Annotated in this window: 14 protein-coding genes, 1 tRNA gene and 1 pseudogene; 7 read left to right on the plus strand and 9 right to left on the minus strand. The window is 74.1% G+C overall.

All coding sequences use genetic code 11. The features are described from left to right. Nucleotides 1-57: 57 nt before the first annotated feature. A complete protein-coding gene (ppc, locus tag E0L36_RS00180) occupies nt 58-2,820 on the minus strand; it encodes a phosphoenolpyruvate carboxylase (RefSeq protein WP_180926823.1) in 2,763 nt (920 codons plus the stop codon). Nucleotides 2,821-3,045: 225 nt separating this feature from the next. On the opposite strand from ppc, the gene E0L36_RS00185 reads away from it, so the two are divergent. Both E0L36_RS00185 and E0L36_RS00190 read left to right on the plus strand, forming a co-directional pair. After that, a complete protein-coding gene (locus E0L36_RS00185; protein ID WP_180926824.1) occupies nt 3,046-4,041 on the plus strand; it encodes a fatty acid desaturase in 996 nt (331 codons plus the stop codon). Between the two features lie 161 nt (nt 4,042-4,202). Beyond that, a complete protein-coding gene (locus tag E0L36_RS00190; protein WP_180928491.1) occupies nt 4,203-4,805 on the plus strand; it encodes a TetR/AcrR family transcriptional regulator in 603 nt (200 codons plus the stop codon). 154 nt (nt 4,806-4,959) lie between these two features. Here the strand turns inward: E0L36_RS00190 and E0L36_RS00195 are convergent, their stop codons facing one another. After that, nucleotides 4,960-5,511 carry a hypothetical protein gene (locus E0L36_RS00195; protein WP_180926825.1) on the minus strand — a complete coding sequence of 184 codons (552 nt, stop codon included), beginning with the start codon at nt 5,509-5,511 and terminating at the stop codon, nt 4,960-4,962. 389 nt (nt 5,512-5,900) lie between these two features. On the opposite strand from E0L36_RS00195, the gene E0L36_RS00200 reads away from it, so the two are divergent. After that, the gene (locus tag E0L36_RS00200) at nt 5,901-8,357 is read left to right on the plus strand and encodes an Hsp70 family protein (protein WP_180926826.1); all 2,457 of its coding nucleotides are present in this window, start codon (nt 5,901-5,903) and stop codon (nt 8,355-8,357) included. Between the two features lie 153 nt (nt 8,358-8,510). Here E0L36_RS00200 and pth read toward each other — a convergent pair whose 3' ends face one another. The 5 genes from pth to E0L36_RS00225 form a co-directional block, all read right to left on the minus strand. Then, nucleotides 8,511-9,107, minus strand: coding sequence for an aminoacyl-tRNA hydrolase (gene pth, locus E0L36_RS00205; protein WP_180926827.1), 597 nt, complete (start codon nt 9,105-9,107; stop codon nt 8,511-8,513). Nucleotides 9,108-9,308: 201 nt separating this feature from the next. Continuing rightward, complete coding sequence (locus tag E0L36_RS00210; RefSeq protein WP_180926828.1) at nt 9,309-9,899, minus strand: 50S ribosomal protein L25/general stress protein Ctc; 591 nt, start codon at nt 9,897-9,899, stop codon at nt 9,309-9,311. Between the two features lie 342 nt (nt 9,900-10,241). Continuing rightward, nucleotides 10,242-11,219 carry a ribose-phosphate diphosphokinase gene (locus tag E0L36_RS00215; RefSeq protein WP_180926829.1) on the minus strand — a complete coding sequence of 326 codons (978 nt, stop codon included), beginning with the start codon at nt 11,217-11,219 and terminating at the stop codon, nt 10,242-10,244. Nucleotides 11,220-11,462: 243 nt separating this feature from the next. After that, on the minus strand, nt 11,463-12,953 hold the full coding sequence (glmU, locus tag E0L36_RS00220; RefSeq protein ID WP_180926830.1) for a bifunctional UDP-N-acetylglucosamine diphosphorylase/glucosamine-1-phosphate N-acetyltransferase GlmU: 1,491 nt from the start codon (nt 12,951-12,953) through the stop codon (nt 11,463-11,465). Nucleotides 12,954-13,082: 129 nt separating this feature from the next. Next, nucleotides 13,083-13,153, minus strand: a tRNA-Gln gene (locus E0L36_RS00225). Between the two features lie 325 nt (nt 13,154-13,478). Here E0L36_RS00225 and E0L36_RS00230 point away from each other — a divergent pair. Further along, nucleotides 13,479-15,083, plus strand: coding sequence for a sensor histidine kinase (locus E0L36_RS00230; RefSeq protein ID WP_180926831.1), 1,605 nt, complete (start codon nt 13,479-13,481; stop codon nt 15,081-15,083). Here the strand turns inward: E0L36_RS00230 and E0L36_RS00235 are convergent. Together E0L36_RS00235 and E0L36_RS27215 are read right to left on the minus strand one after the other, a co-directional pair. Beyond that, nucleotides 15,025-15,579 (minus strand): SUKH-3 domain-containing protein, encoded by a 555-nt coding sequence (locus E0L36_RS00235; RefSeq protein ID WP_180926832.1) that lies wholly within the window; start codon nt 15,577-15,579, stop codon nt 15,025-15,027. The two genes, E0L36_RS00230 and E0L36_RS00235, sit on opposite strands and share 59 nt — an antisense overlap. Before the next feature lie 323 nt (nt 15,580-15,902). After that, nucleotides 15,903-16,427 (minus strand): annotated as a pseudogene (locus E0L36_RS27215) (YwqJ-related putative deaminase); the annotation flags it as partial. Nucleotides 16,428-16,623: 196 nt separating this feature from the next. Here E0L36_RS27215 and E0L36_RS00245 point away from each other — a divergent pair. The 3 genes from E0L36_RS00245 to E0L36_RS00255 all read left to right on the plus strand — a co-directional run bounded on the left by E0L36_RS00245 (nt 16,624) and on the right by E0L36_RS00255 (nt 21,214). After that, on the plus strand, nt 16,624-17,430 hold the full coding sequence (locus tag E0L36_RS00245) for a hypothetical protein (RefSeq protein ID WP_180926834.1): 807 nt from the start codon (nt 16,624-16,626) through the stop codon (nt 17,428-17,430). A gap of 124 nt (nt 17,431-17,554) precedes the next feature. Beyond that, nucleotides 17,555-18,601, plus strand: a complete 1,047-nt coding sequence (locus E0L36_RS00250) for an SMI1/KNR4 family protein (RefSeq protein ID WP_180926835.1) — start codon at nt 17,555-17,557, stop codon at nt 18,599-18,601. A gap of 24 nt (nt 18,602-18,625) precedes the next feature. Beyond that, nucleotides 18,626-21,214, plus strand: a complete 2,589-nt coding sequence (locus E0L36_RS00255; protein ID WP_180926836.1) for an SUKH-4 family immunity protein — start codon at nt 18,626-18,628, stop codon at nt 21,212-21,214. The last annotated feature ends 710 nt before the right edge of the window (nt 21,215-21,924 follow it).

A 21,924-nucleotide genomic window follows, 5' to 3' on the forward strand; every position in this document is an offset into this window, starting at 1 on the left:
CAACGGGGTGGCCGGGCGGGACGGCCCCGCGGGTGGGGTGCGCTCAGCCGGTCGTGCTCAGCCGGTGTTGCGCAGGCCCGCCGCGACGCCGTTCACCGTCAGCAGCAGTGCCCGGCTCAGCAGCGGGTCGGCCTCCTCGCCCCGGGCCGCCGCCTCCCGCTGCCGGGCCAGCAGCGTGACCTGGAGGTACGAGATCGGGTCGAGGTAGGCGTCGCGGATCTGGAGCGTCTGGCGCAGCACCGGGTTCCGGTCCAGCAGCCGGGACTCTCCCGTGACGCGCAACACCTCGCGTACCGTCAGCTCGTGCTCCGCCTCGATGACGGAGAAGACGTGCCGCAGCTCCTCGGGCACCAGCGTCTCGACGTAGTGCCGCGCGATCCGCAGGTCCGTCTTGGCCAGGGTCATCCCGACGTTGGAGAGGAAGTTCTGGAAGAAGTGCCAGTGCTCGTACGCCTCCTCCAGCACCTCGTCGAGCCCCGCCTCGCGGGCCGCCCGCAGCCCCGAGCCGACACCGAACCAGCCGGGGACCACCTGCCGCGACTGGGTCCAGCCGAACACCCACGGGATCGCCCGCAGCCCGTCCAGTCCGGCGTCGCTGTCCGGGCGGCGCGAGGGCCGCGAGCCCAGGTGCAGGTCGGCCAGCTGGTCGACCGGGGTCGAGGCGAAGAAGTACGCGGGCAGGTCCGGGTCCTCCACCAGCCGCCGGTACGCGGCGTGCGCCGCGTCCGAGACGGTGTCCATCGCCGCGTCCCAGCGGGCCAGCGCCTCCCCGGACTGGCGGGGGGCGGTGTGCAGGGCGGAGGCCAGCAGCGTCGCCGCGACCGTCTGCTCCAGGTTCTCCCGCGCCAGCGAGGGCACCAGGTACTTGTCCGAGATCACCTCGCCCTGCTCGGTCACCTTGATCTCGCCCTCCAGCGTGCCCCAGGGCTGGGCGAGGATCGCGTCGTGTGTGGGGCCGCCGCCCCGGCCGACGGTGCCGCCCCGGCCGTGGAAGAGCCGCAGCCGCACGCCGTGCCGGTGCGCCACGTCCCGCAGCCGCCGCTGCGCCCGGTGGATCTCCCACTGGCTGGTGGTGATGCCGCCGAACTTGGAGGAGTCCGAGTAGCCGAGCATGACCTCCTGGAGGTCGCCGCGGAGCGCCACCAGCTTGCGGTAGGACGGGTCGGACAGCATCGCGTCCAGCAGCTCGTCCGCGATCCGCAGCTCGTCCGTCGTCTCCAGCAGCGGGACGATGCCGATCTTCGCCCAGCCGCCGTGCAGGTCGAGCAGCCCGGCCTCCCTGGCGAGCACGGCGGCGGCGAACACGTCGTCCGCGCCCTGGCACATCGAGATGATGTACGACTCGATGACCTCGGGGCCGAAGGTCCGCAGCGCCTTCCGCACCGTCTGGAAGACGCCCAGCGTGCGGGCGCCCGCCTCGTCCAGCGGGGCGGGGCTGGGGGAGAGCGGGCGGCGCGAGCGCAGCTCCTTCGCCAGCAGCCGCTGACGGTACTCCCGGGGCATGTCCGCGTACCGCCAGGACTCCTCACCCAGTCGGTCGAAGAGCTGACCGAGCGCGTGGTGGTGGGCGTCGGCGTGCTCGCGCACGTCCATCGTGGCCAGCTGGAGGCCGAACGCCGCCAGGGTGCGCAGGGCGCGCTCCAGCCGCCCCCCGGCGACCAGCCCGCCCCGGTGCTCACGCAGCGACTCCTGGATCAGCACGAGGTCCGCGAGCAGCTCGCCGGAGCCCAGGTAGTCCCGGCCCGGGGTGTGCTGGAGGCCGTCGGCCAGCCGCTCCCGGGTGTTCAGCAGCTTCTGCCGCACGCAGGTCGCCTTGAGCCGGTAGGGCTCCTCGGCGTTCAGCCGCTTGTAGCGGGGGCTGATCTCCGGCAGCCGCTCCAGGTCGGTCTCCAGCGACTCCAGCAGTCGCGGGGTGGCCCCGGCGTTCCGGATCGAGTTGGACAGCGCGCCGCGCAGCTCGTCGATCAGCCGCAGGGCGTCGTCGATGCCGTGCTCGTGCTGGAGGAGCAGGACGTCCCAGGTGACCTCGGGGGTGACGTACGGGTTGCCGTCCCGGTCGCCGCCGATCCAGGTGCCGAAGGTGAGCGGCCGGGTCTCCGGCGGCAGCGGGGTGCCCACCCGCTCCAGCTCGGTCGCCAGGTCCTCCAGCACGTCCCCGACCGCCCCGGCGTGCAGTTCGTCCAGGTAGTAGATGGCGTTCCGGGACTCGTCGGCCGGCTCCGGGCGGGCCACCCGCAACTCGTCCGTCTGCCAGACCAGGTCGACGTTCTCCGCCAGCCGCAGGTCCGTGCGGTGCCGCTCGCCGGAGTCGGTGTTCTCCAGCAGCTCGGCGATCTTCCGCAGCTTGGTGAGGACCGAGCGGCGCGCGGCCTCCGTCGGGTGCGCGGTGAACACCGGACGGACCGCGAGATGACGGACCGTCTCGCGCAGGTGGTCCGGGTCGGCGTCCTTCAGCAGCACCGCGGTGCGCGACAGGTTGCCGCCCTCGGCGGTGCGCTGGGCCCGCAACTCCCGCCCCCGGTGCACCTGTTCGGTGACGTTCGCCAGGTGGAAGTAGGTCGAGAAGGCCCGCACCAGCTTGGTGGCCGTCGGCAGGTCGGTGGTGCCCAGCAGCGCGGCGGCGGCCTCGCCGTCACTCCGCGTCAACGCCCGTACGCGTTCGACCAGATCGAGCAGTTCGGCGCCCTCCTGGCGGACCAGGGTCTCGCCGAGCAGGTCGCCCAGGCGGCGGATGTCCGCCCGGAGTGCCAGCGTCGCCGCGGTGGCGGCTTCCGAACCGGGTTCCGGCTCGTGCGTGGAGATGCTGTCGGCGCTGCTCACGGGTGCGGCTCCTTGCTGGTGTGCTCGGGCAGCTGTGCTTCTGGCAGGGCGCGGACAGCGCTGTCCGGCCCGACCAGGATAGGCCGCCACCGAGCGGGCACCCGGGGACCGTCCGAAAGGTGGGCAACCGCACGCCCCCCTTGTACTGCTTCCGACTACTGCCATACTTACGTCGCCGTAGGTTACGGCACCGTAGCCATGCCCCCGGCCCGACAAGGGACTTCTATGACGACTGGCCCCGACGTGCTTGAGAGTTCGCCGCAGGCCCCCGCGCCCCCGGCGACCGACCCCACCGGCGCCCCGGCGACGCTGGGCGGCGAACGCCGCCGTTCGCTGGAGCAGATCACCCTGCTGCTGTTCATCATCGTGCCGTTCGTCGCCATCGTCGCGGCGGTGCCTCTGGCCTGGGGCTGGGGCGTCAGCTGGCTCGACCTCGGCCTGATGGTGGCGATGTACTTCATCGGCTGCCACGGGATCACCATCGGCTTCCACCGTCACTTCACCCACGGCGCGTTCAAGGCGAAGCGCCCGCTGCGCGCCACCCTGGCGATCATGGGTTCGCTGGCGGTGGAGGGCCCGATCGTGCGCTGGGTCGCCGATCACCGCAAGCACCACAAGTTCTCGGACGCCGAGGGCGATCCGCACTCCCCGTGGAAGTACGGCGACACTGTCCCCGCCCTGATGAAGGGCCTGTGGTGGGCGCACATCGCCTGGATGTTCGACGAGGAGCAGACCTCCCAGCAGAAGTACGCGCCCGACCTGGTCGCCGACCCCATGATCCGGCGCATCTCCCGCCAGTTCGTGCTCTGGACCGCCGTCTCGCTGCTCATCCCGCCGCTCGTCGGCGGCCTGGTCACCTGGTCCTGGCAGGGCGCGCTGACCGCGTTCTTCTGGGGCTCGCTCGTCCGCGTCGCGCTGCTCCACCACGTGACCTGGTCGATCAACTCCATCTGCCACGCCGTCGGCAAGCGGCCCTTCCGCTCCCGGGACCGTTCCGGGAACGTGTGGTGGCTGGCGGTGCTCTCCTGCGGGGAGTCCTGGCACAACCTGCACCACGCCGACCCCACCTGCGCGCGGCACGGTGTGGAGCGCGGCCAGATCGACTCCAGCGCCCGGATCATCCGCTGGTGCGAGAAGGCCGGCTGGGCCTATGACGTGCGGTGGCCGAAAGCCGAGCGCGTCGACGCCCGCCGTAAGGAGCGTGCGTCCGAAGCGGCATGATGGTACTCGTGCCCACCGACGACAGCAGCGACCGAACCCCGCGCCGTGACCGGGAACGCGGCAAAGCCAAGGAAGCCCGGTCCGCGGACTCCAGGGCGCCGAGGGAACGCCGGAAACCCCGAGAACGCGAGAAGGCCCCCACGCGCGGCTCCCGGCGCCGGATGACCGGTAAGGAGCGCCGGGAGCAGCTGCTGGACATCGGCCGCACCCTGTTCGCCGAACGCGGCTTCGAGGGCACCTCCGTCGAGGAGATCGCGGCGAAGGCCGGGGTCTCCAAGCCGGTGGTCTACGAGCACTTCGGCGGCAAGGAGGGCCTGTACGCGGTGGTGGTCGACCGGGAGATGCGCCAGCTGCTCAGCATGGTCACCAGCGCGCTCACCGCCGGCCACCCCCGCGAACTCCTCGAACAGGCGGCGTTCGCGCTGCTGGACTACATCGAGCAGTACACCGACGGCTTCCGCATCCTCGTGCGGGACTCGCCCGTCGCCCAGTCGACCGGCACCTTCGCCTCGCTGATCTCGGACATCGCCACCCAGGTCGAGGACATCCTGGGCCGGGAGTTCAAGTCCCGCGGCTTCGACCCGAAGCTCTCCCCGCTCTACGCGCAGGCCCTGGTCGGCATGGTGGCGCTGACCGGCCAGTGGTGGCTGAACGTCCGCAAGCCGAAGAAGGCCGAGGTCGCCGCGCACCTGGTGAACCTCGCCTGGCACGGCCTGGACGGGATGGAGCAGAAGCCCCGGCTGATCGGTCACCGCCGCGCCTGACCCCGGCGGTGGCCGCCAGCCCCCGGGCGGCCACCCGACGCTCCCCCAGCTCCAGCCCTCGGCGGTCCCGGACGGTCCTCCGGGTCCGGGTCCGGGGCCGGGCTTCGGGTCCGGGCTCCGGCCCGGCGGGCGCGGACTCGCGGGCCCGCACGGTTCAGAAGGCGAGCAGCCCCCAGGCGGCGGCCATCGTCACCGCGCCGACCAGCCCCATCACCAGGGCGGTCCGCCGCATCCGCAGCCCCCCGGCCACCACCAGCGACGCCAGCAGCAGCGCCCCCGCCAGCGGAACCCAGGTGTAGAGGACGCCGCCGGGGCCGGTCCGCACCGCCCGCTCCTCACCGGCGCGCAGCGCCACGTCCAGCGTCTCGCCCCGTTCCCCCGAGACCGACTTGGCGATGGTGACCCGCCGCGGCCCGTCGCCGCTGAAGGCGCCCTCGCAGGTGTCCCCGCCGCACTTGTCCACGGTGACCTGCCCCCGGACGTCCCCGGCCAGCGCGGTGCTCGCGTCCCCCCAGCAGGACCAGGCCCCGGCCAGTACCAGCAGCGCCGCCACCAGCCCCATCAGCGCGGTTCTGGCCAGCAACAGCACCCCGTAGGCGCTCTCTCCGGCGCGGCGGGAGCGGCTGCGCCGGGTGGGCCGCGGGGCGGGCGCCCGGACGGACCGGTCTGCCCAGGAGGATGAGGACGAGGAGGATGACGTGGGCATGGCGCGATCCTTGGTGAAGAAAGCGTGACGGTCAACCTGAGGTAACCGCTTGTCCCGTCAACTCGCTTCCACCGCGAACCTGTTGGTTCCGGTTGCTTCCGAGGGGTCGGCTCCGGTTGTGGGCGCTACCGGGCGGCTGGGAACGCCGTGCTGTCGGCGGGGGCGTGGTGGGGCGGCGGGCCGGGCCGTGCCTGGCCGACAGCGCCGCGTCCGGCAGCGGCCGCCGTCCGCACCTTCGGCGAGTACGGCCAGGCACTGCCCGACGCGGGGACCGCACGGTGCGCTCGGCCCGCTGGCTGATCCCGGCGGAGCCGGGGGAACGTAACCTGCGTGCGGGCTTCGGACGTTGGCGCCGGGGCCGTGGGTGCTGGGTAGCGAAGGGGGCCGGAGTGGAGCCGCTGAGGGCCGGGGATCCGGAGAGGGTGGGTGGGTTCGGGCTGCGGGGCCGGCTGGGGGCCGGCGGGATGGGCGAGGTGTTCCTGGGCCGGTCGCCGGGCGGGCGGGCGGTGGCGGTGAAGGTGGTGCATCAGCATCTGGCGCGGCAGGGGGACTTCCGACGTCGGTTCGCGCGGGAGGTGGCGGCGGCGCGGGCGGTGGGCGGGGTGTTCACGGCTCCGGTCATGGCCGCCGGTCCGGAGGACGACCGGCCGTGGATCGCGACCGTCTACGTTCCGGGGCCCGATCTGGCGGAAGCGGTCGGTGTGGCGGGTCCGTTGCCAGAAGGCGCGGTGTGGGGGCTGGCGGCGGGACTGGTGGAGGCGTTGCAGGCCATTCACGCGGTGGGGGTGCTGCACCGGGATCTGAAGCCGTCGAACGTGCTGGTGGCCGCCGACGGGCCGCGGGTGATCGATTTCGGGATCGCGCGGACGCTGGAGGACACCGCGCTGACGGCGACCGGCCTGGTGGTGGGGACGGCGGGCTTCATGGCGCCCGAGCAGGCCGAGGGCGGCGAGGTCGGCCCGGCCGGCGACGTGTTCGCGCTGGGGGCGGTGATCGCCTTCGCCGCCACGGGGACCGGGCCCTTCGGGGACGGCCCGCCGCTGGCGGTGCTCCACCGGGTGGTCAACGGGCAGCCCCGGCTGGACGGGCTCACGGGGCCGTTGCGTGAGCTGGTCGACGCGTGCCTGGCGAAGGATCCCCGTGACCGGCCCGCGCTCACGACGTTGCTGGAGCGGATCGGCGCGCACTGGGAGCCGCCGGACGACGTCCCCGACGGCTCACCCTGGCCGGACGCCGTCACCACCCTCATCCAGCGGCACGCCACACCCCCGACAGCCCCCTACACCGAAGCCGCCGAGGCCACGGCGCCGCCGGGCGGCGGACCGGACGCGGCCCATCGGGCGGGTCGGCCCGTCGGTATCGACCTCGGCACCACGAACTCGGCCGTCGCCGTCATGGAAGGCGGTGAGGTCTCGCTGATCCCCAACGCCCAGGGCGCGAACACCACTCCCAGTCTGGTGGCCCTCACCGTCGAGGGGGACGTCCTCGTCGGCACGGCCGCCGAGCGGCAGGCCCTCACCAACCCCGGCTTCACCGCGCGCGCCGCGAAGCTGAAGCTGGGCACCGGCTGGCGTGTCGCACGCGGCGACGTCCGGTTGACCGCCGAGGACGTCGCCGGGCTGCTCCTCGCCCGCCTGCGCCAGGACGCCGAGGCCCACCTCGGTGAGCACGTCACTGACGCGGTGCTGGCGGTGCCCGCCGGCTTCAGCCGCGACCAGCGGGCCGCGCTGGTCCGGGCCGGTGAACGGGCCGGGCTCAACGTCCTGCGGCTGATCAACGAGCTCTCGGCCGCGGCGATCGCGTACGGCCCGTACCGGGACGAATGTACCGTCCTGATCTTCGATCTCGGCGCGGGTACCCTCGACGTCTCCCTCGTCGCACTCGGCGACGGCGTCGTGGAGGTGAGAGCCACCGCGGGTGACAGCCGGCTCGGGGGCGACGACTGGAGTCTGCGGATCGTCGAGCACCTGACCGACCGCGTGAGGCGGCGGCACGGCATGGATCTCCACGGCGACGTCGCCGCGACCCAGCGGCTGCGGGAGGCGGCCGAGACAGCGAAGGTCGAACTGTCGGCGGCGCGCACCACGACCCTCCGGCTGCCCTACCTCGCCACCGGACCGGACGGCCCTGTCCACCTTGAGGAGGAGCTGACCCGCGAGGAGTTCGAGACGCTCACCCGGGACCTGCTGGAACGCTGCCGGATCCCCGTCGAACACGTCCTCGCCGACGCCCAGCACACGCTCGACGACACCGACCGGGTCGTCCTGACGGGCGGCGCCGCCCGGATGCCCGCGGTGGGCGACCTGATCCGTCGGCTCACGGGCGGCCGGGAGCCCTACCGGGACCTGCCCTCCGGGGCCGTAGCCAGTGGCGCGACGCTCCAGGCGGGCATCCTGACCGGGACGGTCAAGGACGTGCTGCTGCTTGACGTCGCCCCCCACTCGATCGGCGTCGAAACGCACGACGGGACCACGACGAGGCTGCTCCCGCGGAACGAGACCGTCCCCACCAAGCGCTCCGACATCTTCACCACGCACACGGACGACCAGCCCATGGTGGTGGTCCACGTCGTGGAGGGCGAACTGGAGGACGCGGCGCGCAACAGGACCCTCGCGGTCCTCGAACTCGCCCTGCCCCCCGCACCCCGCGGCGCGCCCCGGATCGAGGTGACGGCCGACTGCGACGCCAACAACATTCTCCACATCACCGTCAAGGACCTGGGCACGGGCGACGAGACGGCCGCCACGGTCGGTCAGGCGACGACGGAACGGGCGGCGGCGTTCCTCCGCTCCTCCCGCTGGGCCGGCCTGCGTGATCTCACCCCGGTGACTCACCCGGCCTTCTGACGGCTCTCACCACCACCGGCACGGGGAGGGGCCAGCACCCCACACCCTCCACCGTCACGCGGATGCCGCGCGCGCACGCCGGGAAGGCCACGGCGGCGAGCGCGTGCCCCGCCACTCCGCGGCTGGTGTCCGGGCTGGGACTCCGGGACCCGGTCAGGAGTTGTAGGTGCGCTGCGCCCGCTCCAGGCCGTCCAGGATCAGCGCCTCGACGGCGTCGGTGGCGCGGTCCACCAGGTAGTCCAGCTCCTTGCGCTCGGGCGCGGAGAAGTCCCGCAGGACGTAGTCGGCCACCGGCATCCGGCCGGGGGGACGCCCCACGCCGAACCGCAGCCGGTGGTAGTCCGGGCCGAGCGTCTTGGTGATCGACTTCAGTCCGTTGTGCCCGTTGTCGCCGCCGCCGTACTTCAGCCGCAGGGCGCCGAAGCCGATGTCCAGCTCGTCGTGGATCACCAGTACCTCGCTCAACGGCAGCTTGTAGAAGCCGCACAGCGCGGAGACGGGGCCGCCGGAGAGGTTCATGAAGCTCATCGGCTTCGCCAGCACCACCCGGTGGCTGCCGGTCGCCGGATCGCCGATCCGCCCCTCCACCACCTGGGCGCGGGACTTGTGGGTGCGGAACGAGCCGCCCATCCGCTCGGCCAGCAGATCGGCCACCAGGAACCCGACGTTGTGCCGGTTCCCCGCGTACTGCGGGCCGGGGTTGCCCAGCCCCACGACGAGCCAGGGTGCCGGGGCGGTGGTGGACGGCATGCGGATCCCTCACGGTGTGGAGAACAGCGGAGAACTGTCGGGGACTGTCGAGGACTGTGACAGCTGTCGGGGACTGGCCGGAGCTGCCGGGAACGGGGAGCGTCCGCGATCCCCGGAACGGCGGGGGAACGAACGGGGGGCGAACGTGACCCGGGCCGGGCGCCCCGCGGGTGCGCCCGGCCCGGGGTCAGCTCACCGGCGTCACTCGGCCGCGGCGCCCTCGCCCTCGGCCTCGTCCGCGCCGTTCGCCTCGGCCTGCGCCGCGAGGATCTGGACGACCACGTCGTCCTCCTCGATGGCGAGGCTGGTGCCCTTCGGCAGCTTCACGTCCTTGGCGTAGACGGTGTCGCCCGCGACCAGGCCCTCGATGGAGACGGTCACCGACTCCGGGATGTGCGTGGCCTCGGCCTCGACGGGCAGCGCGTGGTAGTTCAGCTCCACCAGGGCCTGGCCCGGGCCCAGGTCGCCCTCGGTCTGCACCGGGACGTCCACGTTGACCTTCTCGCCCTTCTTGACGAGCAGCAGGTCGATGTGGACCAGGAACTGGCGGATCGCCTCGCGCTGCACGGCCTTCGGGATGACCAGGTGCCGCTTGCCGTCAACGTCCAGGTTGAGCAGGACGTTCGGCGTCTTGAGCGCCATCATCATGTCGTAGCTGGGCAGGACGACGTGGACCGGCTCGGTGCCGTGACCGTAGATGACCGCCGGGACCTTCTCCTCGCGGCGGAGCCGACGGGCCGCGCCCTTGCCGAACTCGCTGCGGACGGTGGCGGAAACGTTGACCTCAGCCATGCTGCGCTCCTCGTGGTGGATGCGAACGGGACGTGCCACCCGGGCCGTCGACGACGCACCGGCCTGATCGGCCGAGGCGGAGGGCGGCCCGAAGGGCCGGCTCCCGCCACGAGGAGCGCGCGTCGATAACGGAATGAGCCACGCGGACCGGCGGGGCCGGGACACGCGTCGGCCTCCCTCGCCGAGCGACGTCGTGGAGTCTACGGGGCGGGGGAGGCCGGGCGGAAATCGATCACCGCTCGGGACGGGAAGCCCGTACCAGGTCGGCCCGGGTACGGGGGGGGCAGCGGCGTCCGGGGCCGCCCGTACCGGCCGGGGGGCTCGGCGCGGGCGGCCCCGGGATCAGGCCTGCTCCTCGAAGAGGCTCGTGACCGAGCCGTCCTCGAAGACCTCGCGCACGGCGCGGGCGATCGTCGGGGCCATCGACAGCACGGTGATCTTGTCGATGTCCAGCTCCCCGGGGGTGGGGAGGGTGTTGGTGAAGACGAACTCGCTGACCTTGGAGTTCTTCAACCGGTCGGCGGCCGGGCCGGAGAGCACCCCGTGCGTCGCGGTGACGATGACGTCCTCCGCGCCATTGGCGAACAGCGCCTCGGCGGCGGCGCAGATGGTCCCACCGGTGTCGATCATGTCGTCGACCAGGACGCAGACGCGGCCCGAGACGTGCCCGACGACCTCGTGCACCGTCACCTGGTTCGCCACGTCCGGGTCGCGGCGCTTGTGCACGATGGCCAGCGGGGCGCCCAGCCGGTCCGCCCAGCGGTCCGCGACCCGCACCCGGCCCGCGTCCGGGGAGACGACCGTCAGCTTGTCCCGGTCGACCTTCTCGCCCACGTAGTCGGCGAGGATCGGCAGCGCGAAGAGGTGGTCGACGGGGCCGTCGAAGAAGCCCTGGATCTGGTCGGTGTGCAGGTCGACGGTGAGGATCCGGTCGGCGCCCGCGGTCTTGAAGAGGTCGGCCATCAGCCGGGCGGAGATGGGCTCCCGGCCGCGGTGCTTCTTGTCCTGCCGGGCGTAGCCGTAGAACGGCACGATCACGGTGATGCTGCGCGCCGACGCCCGCTTGAGCGCGTCGATCATGATCAGCTGCTCCATGACCCACTTGTTGATCGGCGCGGTGTGGCTCTGCATCAGGAAGCAGTCCGCGCCACGCGCCGACTCCTGGAACCTGACGTAGATCTCCCCGTTGGCGAAGTCGAACGCCTTGGTCGGGACCGTACCGATGCCCAGCTGCTCCGCGACTTCCTCCGCCAGTTCAGGATGGGCGCGGCCGGAGAAGAGCATGAGTTTCTTCTCGCCGGTCGTCTTGATCCCGGTCACAGTTTCTCCTTGATCGCTTCTCCGCCCGCCCGGCTCAGGTGTCCGGGACCCGCGTCACGCCACGGCACTTTGGCCGATTCCCTACGGCTCGGCAGTGCCGTCCTCGCCATGTGCGTCCGGTGCGCGCTCGCCGCGTGGCCGCGCCATGGTGGGGCGGTGCCGCGTCCGTGTCGTCCGCGTGCCTCTTCACGGTACGCCCTGCCGGACAGCGTCGGATACCAGGACGACCGAGGTCACAGGGGGTCAGTCGGTCCCCGCGGGGCTCTCCCCGGCGTTCTCCCGGGACCCCTCGGCCGCCTGCGCCGCGGCGCTGCCGGGCCGCTTTCTGGCAACCCAGCCAGCGATGTTGCGCTGCTGCCCGCGCGCGACGGCCAGCGAACCGGCCGGCACGTCCTTCGTGATCACCGAACCCGCGGCGGTGTAGGCGCCGTCCCCGATCGTGACAGGAGCCACAAACATGTTGTCCGCTCCGGTGCGGCAGTGCGAGCCGACCACGGTGCGGTGCTTGGCGACCCCGTCGTAGTTCACGAAGACGCTGGCCGCCCCGATGTTGCTGTGGTCACCGATCGTGGCGTCGCCCACGTAGGAGAGGTGCGGCACCTTGGTGCCCTCCCCGATCTCGGCGTTCTTCACCTCGACGTAGCTGCCCGCCTTCACCCGCGGGCCCAGCTCGGTGCCCGGGCGCAGGTAGGTGTACGGGCCGACGGACGCGCCCGCGCCGATCCCCGCGCCCTCCGCCACCGTGTGGCTGACCGTGGCGCCCGCGCCGACCGTGGTGTCGGTCAGCCGGGAGCCGGGCCCCACCTCGCACTCCGCGCCGAGATGGGTCCGGCCCAGCAGCTGGGTGCCGGGGTGCACCAGCGCGTCCGGCTCGTAGCTGACGGTCACGTCCAGCCAGGTCGAGGCCGGGTCGACCACGGTGACCCCGGCGAGCATCGCCTCCTCCAGCAGCCGCTCGTTCAGCACCCGGCGGGCCCCGGCCAGCTGCACCCGGTTGTTGATCCCGGCGATCTCCCGGTGGTCCGCCGCGGTGTACGCGCCGACCCGGTGCCCGGCGGCGCGCAGGATCCCCAGCACGTCGGTGAGGTACTCCTCGCCCTGGCTGTTGTCGGTGCGGACCTTGCCGAGCGCGTCCGCCAGCAGCGCCGCGTCGAAGGCGAACACCCCGGAGTTGATCTCGCGGATGGCGCGCTGCGCCTCGCTCGCGTCCTTGTGCTCGACGATCGCGGTGACCGCCCCCTGCATGCCCCCCCTGGCGCCCGGGCTCCCGTCCCGGACGATCCGGCCGTACCCCGTGGCGTCAGGCACCTCGGCGCTCAGCACGGTGACCGCGTTGCCCTCCCGCTCGTGCGCGCCCGCGAGCCCGCGCAGCGTGTCACCGGTGAGCAGTGGGGTGTCGCCGCAGGTGACCAGGATGGTGCCGGAGAGCGCGCCGCCGTCCTCGGTCAGCCGCTCCAGCCCCATCCGCACGGCGTGGCCGGTGCCGTTCCGCTCGTGCTGCACGGCGGTGAGCGCCGCGGCGTCGATCTCGGCGAGGTGCGCGGCCACCTGCTCGCGCTGGTGTCCCACCACGACCACCAGCCGCTCCGGCGCGAGCGCGCGGGAGGCGGTGGTCACGTGGCCGAGCAGGGAACGCCCGCAGATCTCGTGGAGGACCTTGGGGGTGGCGGACTTCATGCGGGTGCCCTCACCCGCTGCGAGGATGACGACGGCGGCAGGGCGGTTGGCGCTCACGGTGTGCCCTTCGGCTACTGGGGTTCGGGGGGACGTCACCCGCAGGATACCGGTGGGTTTATGGGGCGAAACGCGACGCCCGGAGCGGTTCCGCGCGCTGCCGTACGAGGCGGCGGCGCCGGTCGTGAGCTCCCGGGGGAGGACTCGAACCCCCATCCGTGGAACCAAAATCCACTGACTTGCCCTTAGTCGACCCGGGAATACCGCGATGACCCGGTTCACCGTATCGCTCGCGGGGCCCCATACTATGCCGCACCCCAGGCGCCCCGGGCGGCGGGAGGCTCCCGGCGGGCGAGATCTGGTCGGTCGCGGCCCCGCCCCGCTCCCGGTCCACTCCGCCCCGCCCCGCTCCGGGCTCGTGTTCGCTCCGCTCCGGCTCGGCTGGCCGCCGGAACCCGGCCGCCGGTCCCGGAAGGGGTACGGCTGTTCGCCCGTCCACGGCGGCCGGTCCATCCGCCGGTTCGGAATCGGGCGTTCCGGGCCTGGCCAGGGAAACCGGGTGCGCTCGGTCGTACGCTGGGCGGTATGACCGAGACGGGGGAGCGCCCCGCCCGTGCCGGGCCGTGGTGGTGGCAGCGGCGCCGAAGCGCGGTACTGGACGCGGCGCTGGGGCTGATATCCGCGGGCGAGTGCGTCTTCCAGGGCGTGGCCTTCGCCTCGCGCACCGGGGTGCCGGTCTTCCTGATGGTCGTCTTCGGCGCCCTGGCGGGCGGCACGCTGGTGCTGCGCTCCCGCTGGCCGCTCGCCGTCGTCCTCGTCGCGCTGGCCGTGGCCCCGGCCCAGATGGGGGTGCTGCTCGGCCTCGTGGGCCTCTACACCCTCGCCGCCTCGGACGCGCCCCGGCGGATCATCGCGCTGCTCAGCGGGCTCCATCTGGCGGGCGGATTCCTGGTGATGCAGATCCAGCTGCACCAGGGCGTCGGCGCCGACCCGGACTTCAACCCGCCCACCTGGTTCATCCCGCTCGTCTCCTTCCTGATGTCGGCCGGATACACCGGCCCGCCCGTCTTCCTCGGCCTGTACGTGGGCGCCCGCCGCCGCCTCGTCGAGTCGCTGCGCGAGCGGGCCGACGGGCTGGAGCGCGAGTTGTCCCTCCTCGCCGACCGGGCGGAGGAGCGCGCCGAGTGGGCACGGAACGAGGAGCGCACCCGGATAGCGCGGGAGATGCACGACGTGGTCGCGCACCGGGTCAGCCTGATGGTGGTGCACGCCTCGGCGCTCCAGGTCACCGCCGCCAAGGACCCGGAGAAGGCCGCCCGGAACGCCGGTCTGGTGGGCGATATGGGCCGTCAGGCGCTCACGGAACTCCGCACCATGCTGGGCGTGCTGCGCAGCGGCGAGGGCGCGGCGGAGGCCGGTGCGGCGTCCCGCGGGCCCGCGGCCGTCGTAGCGGCGGCGCCGCTCGCGCCGGGTGGCCACTCGCCGGTGGCGGAGTCCGCCGCGGCCTCCCGGGAGCCGGAGTGGCGGGACGGCGTGGGGGTCGAGGCGGCGCCGCGCCGTATCGGGCTGGGTGTGCTCACCGGCCGGGCGCGGCAGCAGGCGGCGGAGACGGCTGGCTCCGCCGGTTCGGCCGGACCCGCCGGATCGACCGGGGCGGAGCCGCGGGAGGCGGACGCCGCGCGGGCCACGGCCGGGGGCGATGCCGAGCCGGAGCGTCCCCAGGGGGCCACGCCGCCCGGCGGCGGCGCGGGCGAGGCGGGGATCGCCGAACTGGAGGCGCTGGTGGGGCAGTCCAGGGCGGCGGGGATGACGGTGGAGTTCTCGACGCAGGGGGCGGCCCGGGACTACGAGGCGGCGATCGAGCCGACCGTGTACCGGATCGTGCAGGAGGCCCTCACCAACGTGCACAAGCACGCGCCGGGCGCGCGCACCCGGGTGCGGCTGGCGCACCGGCCGGAGGAGCTGGCCCTCCAGGTGGAGAACGAGCCGCCGGAGTCGGGGGAGGGCGTCGCGGACGCCGGGCTGCCCAGCGGGGGCAACGGGCTGGTGGGCATGCGGGAGCGGGTCGAGGCGGTCGGCGGCACCCTGGTGTCCGGGCCGACCGAGGCCGGGGGATTCCGCGTCTCCGCGCTCATTCCGGTCGCGCCCCCTCGGGAGCCGGAAGGGTCCCGGGACGGTCCGCGGGTGTGAGCCGGTGCGGGCGCTCGCCCAGCAGCAGCGTGGTCAGCGCCGCGTCGAAGTCCGGGCCGAGGTACCAGTCGCCCGCCGGGTCGACGCCGTAGACCCGGCCCGCCGTGTCGATGGCGAGCAGCGCCTCGCCCCTGCCGTCGACCCCCTCGACGCCGAGCGGGCAGATGTCCGTCTCCAGCGCCCGGCCGAGGTCCCCGAGGGTGCGGGCGGCGTGCAGCGCCGGAGTGGGGTCGATCAGCACGGAGGTCGGCGCCACCTCCCGGCCCGGGCCGCTCGGGACGATCGGCAGGGTGCCGAACTCGGCCCAGATCTCGACCGCGGAGGCCAGCACCGCGTGCTGGTGTCCGGCGGGGGTGGTGTGCGCGCGCAGCGCGTCGGCCCAGACCTCGGCCTGGCGGATGTCCCGGCGGCCCGGCCACCAGCCCGCGGCGCGCAGCGCGTCGTCCACGGGGGCGGCGAAGCGGGTGGTGCCGGGGTGCCGCCCGGCGGTGCTCAACGCGCGTACCCCCGGCCCGTGCCGCCCCGGCCGCCCGGTGGGCCGTCCGGTGTGCCGGAGGCCGGATCGCCCTGGGGGAGCGGGGCGTGCGCGGACCGCTGAACGGACTGGGCTGGCTGGGCGGGTTGGGCCCGTTGGGGGGTGCGTACCCGCCGGAGGTTCTGGGTCTGCTGGGCGCGCCGGGGGGACGGGCCCGGGGGCGCGGCCGGGGCGGGGGCACCCGTCGGGGCGCCCGGGGAGGTGGCGCTCGCGGCCATCGCGTGGGCGGACGCGGCGCTCGCGTACCCCCCGGCGGGGGTCCCGGCGTCGCTCCCGGCCCCCTCCGGGGCGACCGCGCGGACCCCGAAGTGGTCGAGCAGCGCGGTGCAGGAGCGGCACGGGGGCGCGTAGCTGCCGTGCAGCGGGTCGCCGTCCTCCCGGATGCGACGGGTGGTCAACTTGGCCTGTTTCAGTGCCCGTCGCGCCTCGTTCAGGCCGAGCCGCCGGGGGCGGCGGGCGCTGCCGCGGCGCTGGCCGCGCTTCGGGGGGCGGGCGTTCTCCAGCGTCGTCAGGCAGCGGGAGAGCAGCAGCGCCTCCGGGCAGCGGCCGGTCTGGCGTTCCCGGGTCCCGGCGTCGAGGCCGTCCAGGAAGTCCTGGACGAGCGGGTGCAGCGTGGGGGGTTGGTCGCCCCGGCTGGCGGTGCAGGTGTAGGTCTCGCCGCGGACGGAGAGCGCGGCGGCGATGGCGGGGAGGATGCCGTCCCGGCGGCGGCGCAGCACCGGTGTGGGGGTGGTGCCGGCGGTGTCGGCCGTGGTCCAGGTGAGGCGGGGGTCGCGCCGCGCGGTGGACGGCGGTGGTGCGATGGGCATGGTGTGATTCCTCCCCTTGCGTCCCCTTCTGTTCGGGGACCACGCCAAAGTATGCAGGGTCCGCCGGGGAGCGATCACGCCGCATGGCGTGTCATGAGACTGTGACGTTTTCCCGTGTGAACCGCGATAGGGGTGGTGGGATTCGGCGGAGGCGGCGAGGATCGCCGGGCACTGACCCCACAAGCGGGAGCGAGATATGTCCACGTCCCTCGTAACCTCCGCGCGCCGTCGCCGCGTCCGGCGTCTGCGCGGCGCCGCCGCGGCCACCGCGGTACCCGTCCTGCTCTTCTCCCTGGCCGCCTGCGGCAGCGGGGACGACGAGGGCGACGACGACGGCGGCTCCGGTGGCTCCAGCCAGGGCCAGTCCGGCGGCGACGGCGGGGCCTCCGGCGGAGGCGGGGAGGCGGGGGAGACCCCGACGCTGACCGAGAAGCAGCTGGACGCCGCGCTGTTGAAGAACGGCGACGTACCCGGCTACAAGGTCCAGAAGTCCAAGGCCGACCTGTTCCCCGAGAAGGAACGCCTCACTCCGGACAAGCCCGAGTGCCAGCCGGTGGCCGACGTGTTCGGCGCCAAGTCCACCCAGGAGCGGCAGGCGTACACCGGCGGCTCCCTGATGCGCGGGGACTTCAGCACCGGCGGCACCATGAGCCAGGTGCTCCTCGCCTCCTACAAGGAGGGGGACGCCCAGAAGTGGTTCGCCGACCTGCGGAAGGCGTTCCGCGAGTGTGACGGCTTCACCGCCGCCATGGACGGCGAGAAGCCGGAGGGCGGCAAGCTCAAGCCGTACGACGGGAAGATCGGGCTCGGTGACGAGGCCCTCCGGTTCTCCTGGCTCGACCCGAAGGACTCGGAGGCCGGGAAGATGGTCGTGACCCTGGTGCGCACCGGCGCCAACGTCGCCACCTACCTCTCGGTCAACCTGGAGGGCAAGGAGGTGCCGGTGAAGAAGGCCATCGCCGAGAAGCAGGACGAGAAGCTGCGCGCGGCCGGCGGGAACTGAGCAGGCGCGCCCCGTCCGGGCCCCTGTCGGCCGTGCGGAGGCTCCCTCCCGGGGGCGGTGACTGCCTCTCGGGCTAGCGCATAGGCTGTGGTGAGTCAGCCAGAAGGAGCAGGGAGCTACCGCCATGACGACAGGTCGGCTCGGGCTGGGGGAGCCTCCCAGCAGCCAGGCCGGTGCCGGCAGCGGCCAGGCCGGAGGGGACAGCCCCGCCTCCGGTGGCCACGCCGCGCCGCCGAACCGCGCGTACGCGGGACAGGTCGTGAGCTTCCCGGATCCCGTCCGGGCGGCGCGCTATCCCGAGGGCGTACCCGTGGGACCGGAGGGGTTCCCCGACTTCTCCCGCTACGCGCGCGCCGCCGCGGAGATCGCCGATCCCCCCGAGGGCTTCGGCGCGGACGAACTCCGGCTGACGGACTTCGTCTCCGCGAACGTCGCCCTGCACGCCGCCGGGCACGAACTCTGGGCCGACGTCGGCCCGGTCGCCACCCCGCACGGCTGGACCTGGCACCACGTCGCGCACAGCAGGCGGCTGGAGCTGGTCCCGGTGGAGGTCAAGGCCCTGCTGCGGCACCACGGGGGACTCGCCACCGCCACCGTCGACCACGCCAAGACGGGCACCCGCCCGCTCCAGGAGACCCGGCCCGTCCACTTCGAGGTGGGACAGGACCCGGCCGTCAGCGAGGAGCGCGTCGAGATGGCGGAGGAGCGGCTCGGCTACCGGCTGCCCGGCGCCTACCGCGCCTTCCTGAAGGCGGCGGGCGGCTGCGCCCCGCGCGGCGTGGGCCTCGACCCGGAGCTGGGGCTGCTGGTGGACCAGCCGTTCCTCACGCTCCGCGAGGAGGCCGCGGTCAACGACCTCGTCTACGTCAACAAGTGCCTCCGCGACCACCTCACCAAGGACTACCTGGGCGTCGCGTTCGTCCAGGGCGGGCTGATCGCGGTGAAGGTCAGGGGCGAGGCGCTGGGCTCGGTCTGGTTCTGCGCCTTCGACGACGCCGCCGACGCCGACGGGCTCAGCGTCGCCGAGCGCGCCGAGCGGCTGCTCCGGCCCTGCGGCACCGACTTCGACGACTTCCTGCTGCGGCTCGTCGGGAACCCTCCCGAGCTGAAGACCGTGGCGGACCTGATGGTGGACGGCGGCTTCGCCCGGTCCGTCCCGGTACCCGCGTAACCCGGATGAAGAGGTGAAGGCCCCATGGTGACCTTGGCGCAGGCCCAGGAGCGCGCCGAGCGCTGGGTCAACGGCGATGTGCCCGACTACATGCGCCAGCGGGTGCGGGTGCGGGAGTTCGACCTCGGCTTCGTGGCCTGGGCGGAGGACCCGCGCGCGGGCAGTGACTCCTCCCTGGCGGACGGGCGGACCTGGGGTGGCGGCTGCGCCCGCCTGGTGATCGCGCGGGACAGCGGCGAGACGACGCTCTGGCCGGGCCTCCCGATCGACGAGGTCATCAGCGCCTACGAGGAGGAGTACGACCGCACCCCGGAGGCGGACCCCGCCCCCGAACCGCCGCAGCGCCTCGACCTGGAGGCGACGTCCTTCCTGCTGACCCCGCCCGAGTGGCTCCAGCAGGCGGCCGACCAGATGGGCATCCCGGACAGCCGCTCCGCCAGCTCCTCTTCCTCCGCCTCCACCCCCTCCCCGTCCTCTCCCTCGTCGTCTCCGTCCTCCTCGTCCTCCGCGGCCGAACCCGCCGCCGCCTCCGCCAGCCCGGTGGGCGAGAGCGCGGGCGGCTCCCCGGGCGGGAGCAGCCCCTGGGACGCCGCCGACACCAGCGGCTCCGGCGGCGAGGCCCAGCCCCCTCCGGCGACCGTCTTCGCCCCGCCCATCAGCGGCAGCGACGCGGACGACACCCCGCCGCCCAGCACGCACTCCGAGGCCAAGACGGAACTCCTGCCCGAGGGCAGCGCCCTCCCCAGGACGGCCGTCCGGCCCGCGCTGGACCCGGAGTCCGGCCCCGCCACGCCGCCGCCCGGCCCGTCGCCGGACGCCTCGGACGGCCAGTCCGCGTCCGACTCCGAGGGGCAGCCCCCGTCCTGGCCGGGTCAGACCTCGGGCGGCGGCTCCGCGGGCGGCGGCGTCCACCAGGCGGCCACGATGCTCGCGGACCCCTCGATGGGCGGCGGCGGCCTGTCCACACCGCAGGGCTTCGCCGAGGCCGACACCAGTCGCGCGCCCAGCGGCTCGGTGCCCTCCCGCCCCTCGCGCGGCTCCGGCCCCAGCATCCCCCCGCCGCCCGGCGCGCCCGGCACCCCGGGCGCCAGGTCCGGCGGCGGCGCGGGCCCCGGCGCCCCCGGCTCGCCCGGCGCCGGATACGTACCGACCCAGATGGTCTCCGCCGAGGACGTGGCGCGCAGCGGCCAGCAGCCCGCCGCCGATCCGGCACAGCCCGGCCAGGGCGACTCGGACGGCTCCGGCTCCGCGGGCGGCGGCGTCCACCACGCGGCGACGATGCTCGCGGACCCCTCGATGGGCGGCCCGGGCGCCCCCGCGCCCCCGCGTGCGCCCGGCCCGCCCGGTGCGCCCGCCCCGCCCGGTGCGCCCGCCCCGCCCGGCGCCCCGGGCGCCCCGGGTGCCGGAACGCCCCCGCCCGGCGGCCCGCCCGCCGGTGGGGTCCACCAGGCGGCGACGATGCTGGCCGACCCCTCGATGGGCGGCGGCATGCCCGGCGGTGCCACCCCGCCGCACGCCCCCGGACCGCCCCCCGGACCGCCCGGCGCACCCGGGGCCCCCGGCGCCCCGCCCGGAGCGCCGATGCCCGGCGGCGCCCCTCCGGCGTACGGCTACCCGCAGCCCGGCCAGCCGCTGGTCGGCCCCGGCTACATGGCGGTGCTGCGCTACCGCGCCCCGGACGGCTCCGAGCAACAGCTCATCCGCCGCTCCGCGCCCGGCACCCCGCACCCCGAGTGGCAGATCCTGCACGAGCTGCGCCAGCTCAACATCCCGCCGCAGCAGGTGATCGAGCTCCACACCGAACTGGAGTCCTGTGACCTGCCGGGTGGCTATTGCAGCCGGATGATCCGGGAGAACTGGCCGCAGGTGCGCGTCAGTCACACCGCCGCCTACGGCCGTGACCACGCCACCCGGCAGCAGGGCATGCGTCATCTCGTCGAGCACCAGGGCGAGTTGCACCAGGTGGCCGACGGCCCGGCGCTCCCCGCGCCGAACCGCGTCCCGCTGCCCCAGCCCGTCCAGCCCGTGCCGCCGGTCCCGCCGGACGTGATCGGGCAGGAGCTGCTCCAGGCCTTCGGGCCGCAGGGCGTGTTCCGCTTCGACCAGCGGGCGGTCTCCCGGCAGGGCGTGCCGGACATCGTGGCGCAGAGCCTTGTGTGGGCCGGTGTCCCGGTGGACGTCACCCCCTTCTTCTGGGGGCAGGCGCAGCCCGGCCGCCCGGTGCCCACCCTGGCCGAACTGGCCCAGGAGCGGGGCGTACAGCCCTCCCAGGACGCCGGTTCCTACCTGGTCATGGGCAGCGACTTCGGACGGCAGATCTGTGTCCAGTACGGCACGGCGCACATCGTCGCGGTGCCGCTGGAGGCGTCGGTGCCCGGCCAACCCGGCCCGCCCGCCCCGCAGTTCGTCAACACCGGACTGCCGGAGTTCATCCGCTGCCTCGCGCTGCTCGGCCGGATGTGGCGACTGCGGTACGGGCTGAACCAGGAGCAGGCCGGGCGCTGGACGGTGGACTTCCAGCTCCAGCTCGCCGCGCTCGACCAGGCGGCGCTGGCCTCGCCGGAGACCTGGTGGTCGGTGCTGCTGGAGCAGATGTGGGACGGCCTCTTCTGAGCGCCCACCCCCACCCGTCCCCAACGGCCCGCGACGTCCCCCTTCCCTTCCGCTGACCCTCCTCCGACCCTTCGGGGCGGCCCCTCCGGCCGCCCCGAACGTCCGTCCGCCGCCGCCCTGTTGGCCTACGCCCTGCTGTCCGCTGCCCTGCTCGCTGACGGGCTGTTGGCGGCGGGCTGTTCCGGCGCCCCGTCCGTTGACCGTCCGTCCGTTGACCGTCTGGCGGTTGGCTCGGTGGGCCCGGTTGGCCCGTTGACCGGTTGGCGGGCCGGGGGCTCCGCCCGCGCCGCCGGTCCGGGCCCCGCCTGTCCGCCTTCTGGCCGAGCGCTGTCCTCCGGAGGTGCCCTCTTCGCGACCTCCGGGGGCCTGGTGCCGGACGTTCCGCTCCGGCCACCGGTGTGAGCGCCCCGCCCTTGAGCGGCCGCCCCGCACCTCTCACCCCGTACCTCCCACCTCGCGCGACCGGCTGGCGGCCGAGTGGCGTCCGGCCGGTGGCAGGGGTGGGTACGAGGCGGGGCGGCGGGCTGTGAGCGCGGCCACGCGCGCCGTCCGGGAGCCCGTGACCCCGAACCCCGGAGAGTATCGCGGTGGTTAGATCCGGTATGTCCCCTTTGGTAACTACGGTGCTTGTGACGTGATCCGTCGATTACGGGTACGGCCGTCCCGTAGCGCATCCTGGGGGTAGCTCGGGTGAAGTGCGGGTTTATGGG

It is taken from the genome of Streptomyces sp. AJS327 (assembly GCF_013450295.1).
Lineage (GTDB): Bacteria > Actinomycetota > Actinomycetes > Streptomycetales > Streptomycetaceae > Streptomyces.

Excerpts from the sequence above, each read along its gene's own strand:
- E0L36_RS00255 (WP_180926836.1), top strand. The coding sequence starts at position 18,626 with ATGGTGACCTTGGCGCAGGCCCAGGAGCGCGCCGAGCGCTGGGTCAAC.
- E0L36_RS00185 (WP_180926824.1), top strand. The coding sequence starts at position 3,046 with ATGACGACTGGCCCCGACGTGCTTGAGAGTTCGCCGCAGGCCCCCGCG.
- E0L36_RS00195 (WP_180926825.1), bottom strand. The coding sequence starts at position 5,511 with ATGCCCACGTCATCCTCCTCGTCCTCATCCTCCTGGGCAGACCGGTCC.
- E0L36_RS00245 (WP_180926834.1), top strand. The coding sequence starts at position 16,624 with ATGTCCACGTCCCTCGTAACCTCCGCGCGCCGTCGCCGCGTCCGGCGT.
- E0L36_RS00190 (WP_180928491.1), top strand. The coding sequence starts at position 4,203 with ATGACCGGTAAGGAGCGCCGGGAGCAGCTGCTGGACATCGGCCGCACC.
- E0L36_RS00250 (WP_180926835.1), top strand. The coding sequence starts at position 17,555 with ATGACGACAGGTCGGCTCGGGCTGGGGGAGCCTCCCAGCAGCCAGGCC.
- pth (WP_180926827.1), bottom strand. The coding sequence starts at position 9,107 with ATGCCGTCCACCACCGCCCCGGCACCCTGGCTCGTCGTGGGGCTGGGC.
- E0L36_RS00230 (WP_180926831.1), top strand. The coding sequence starts at position 13,479 with ATGACCGAGACGGGGGAGCGCCCCGCCCGTGCCGGGCCGTGGTGGTGG.
- E0L36_RS00210 (WP_180926828.1), bottom strand. The coding sequence starts at position 9,899 with ATGGCTGAGGTCAACGTTTCCGCCACCGTCCGCAGCGAGTTCGGCAAG.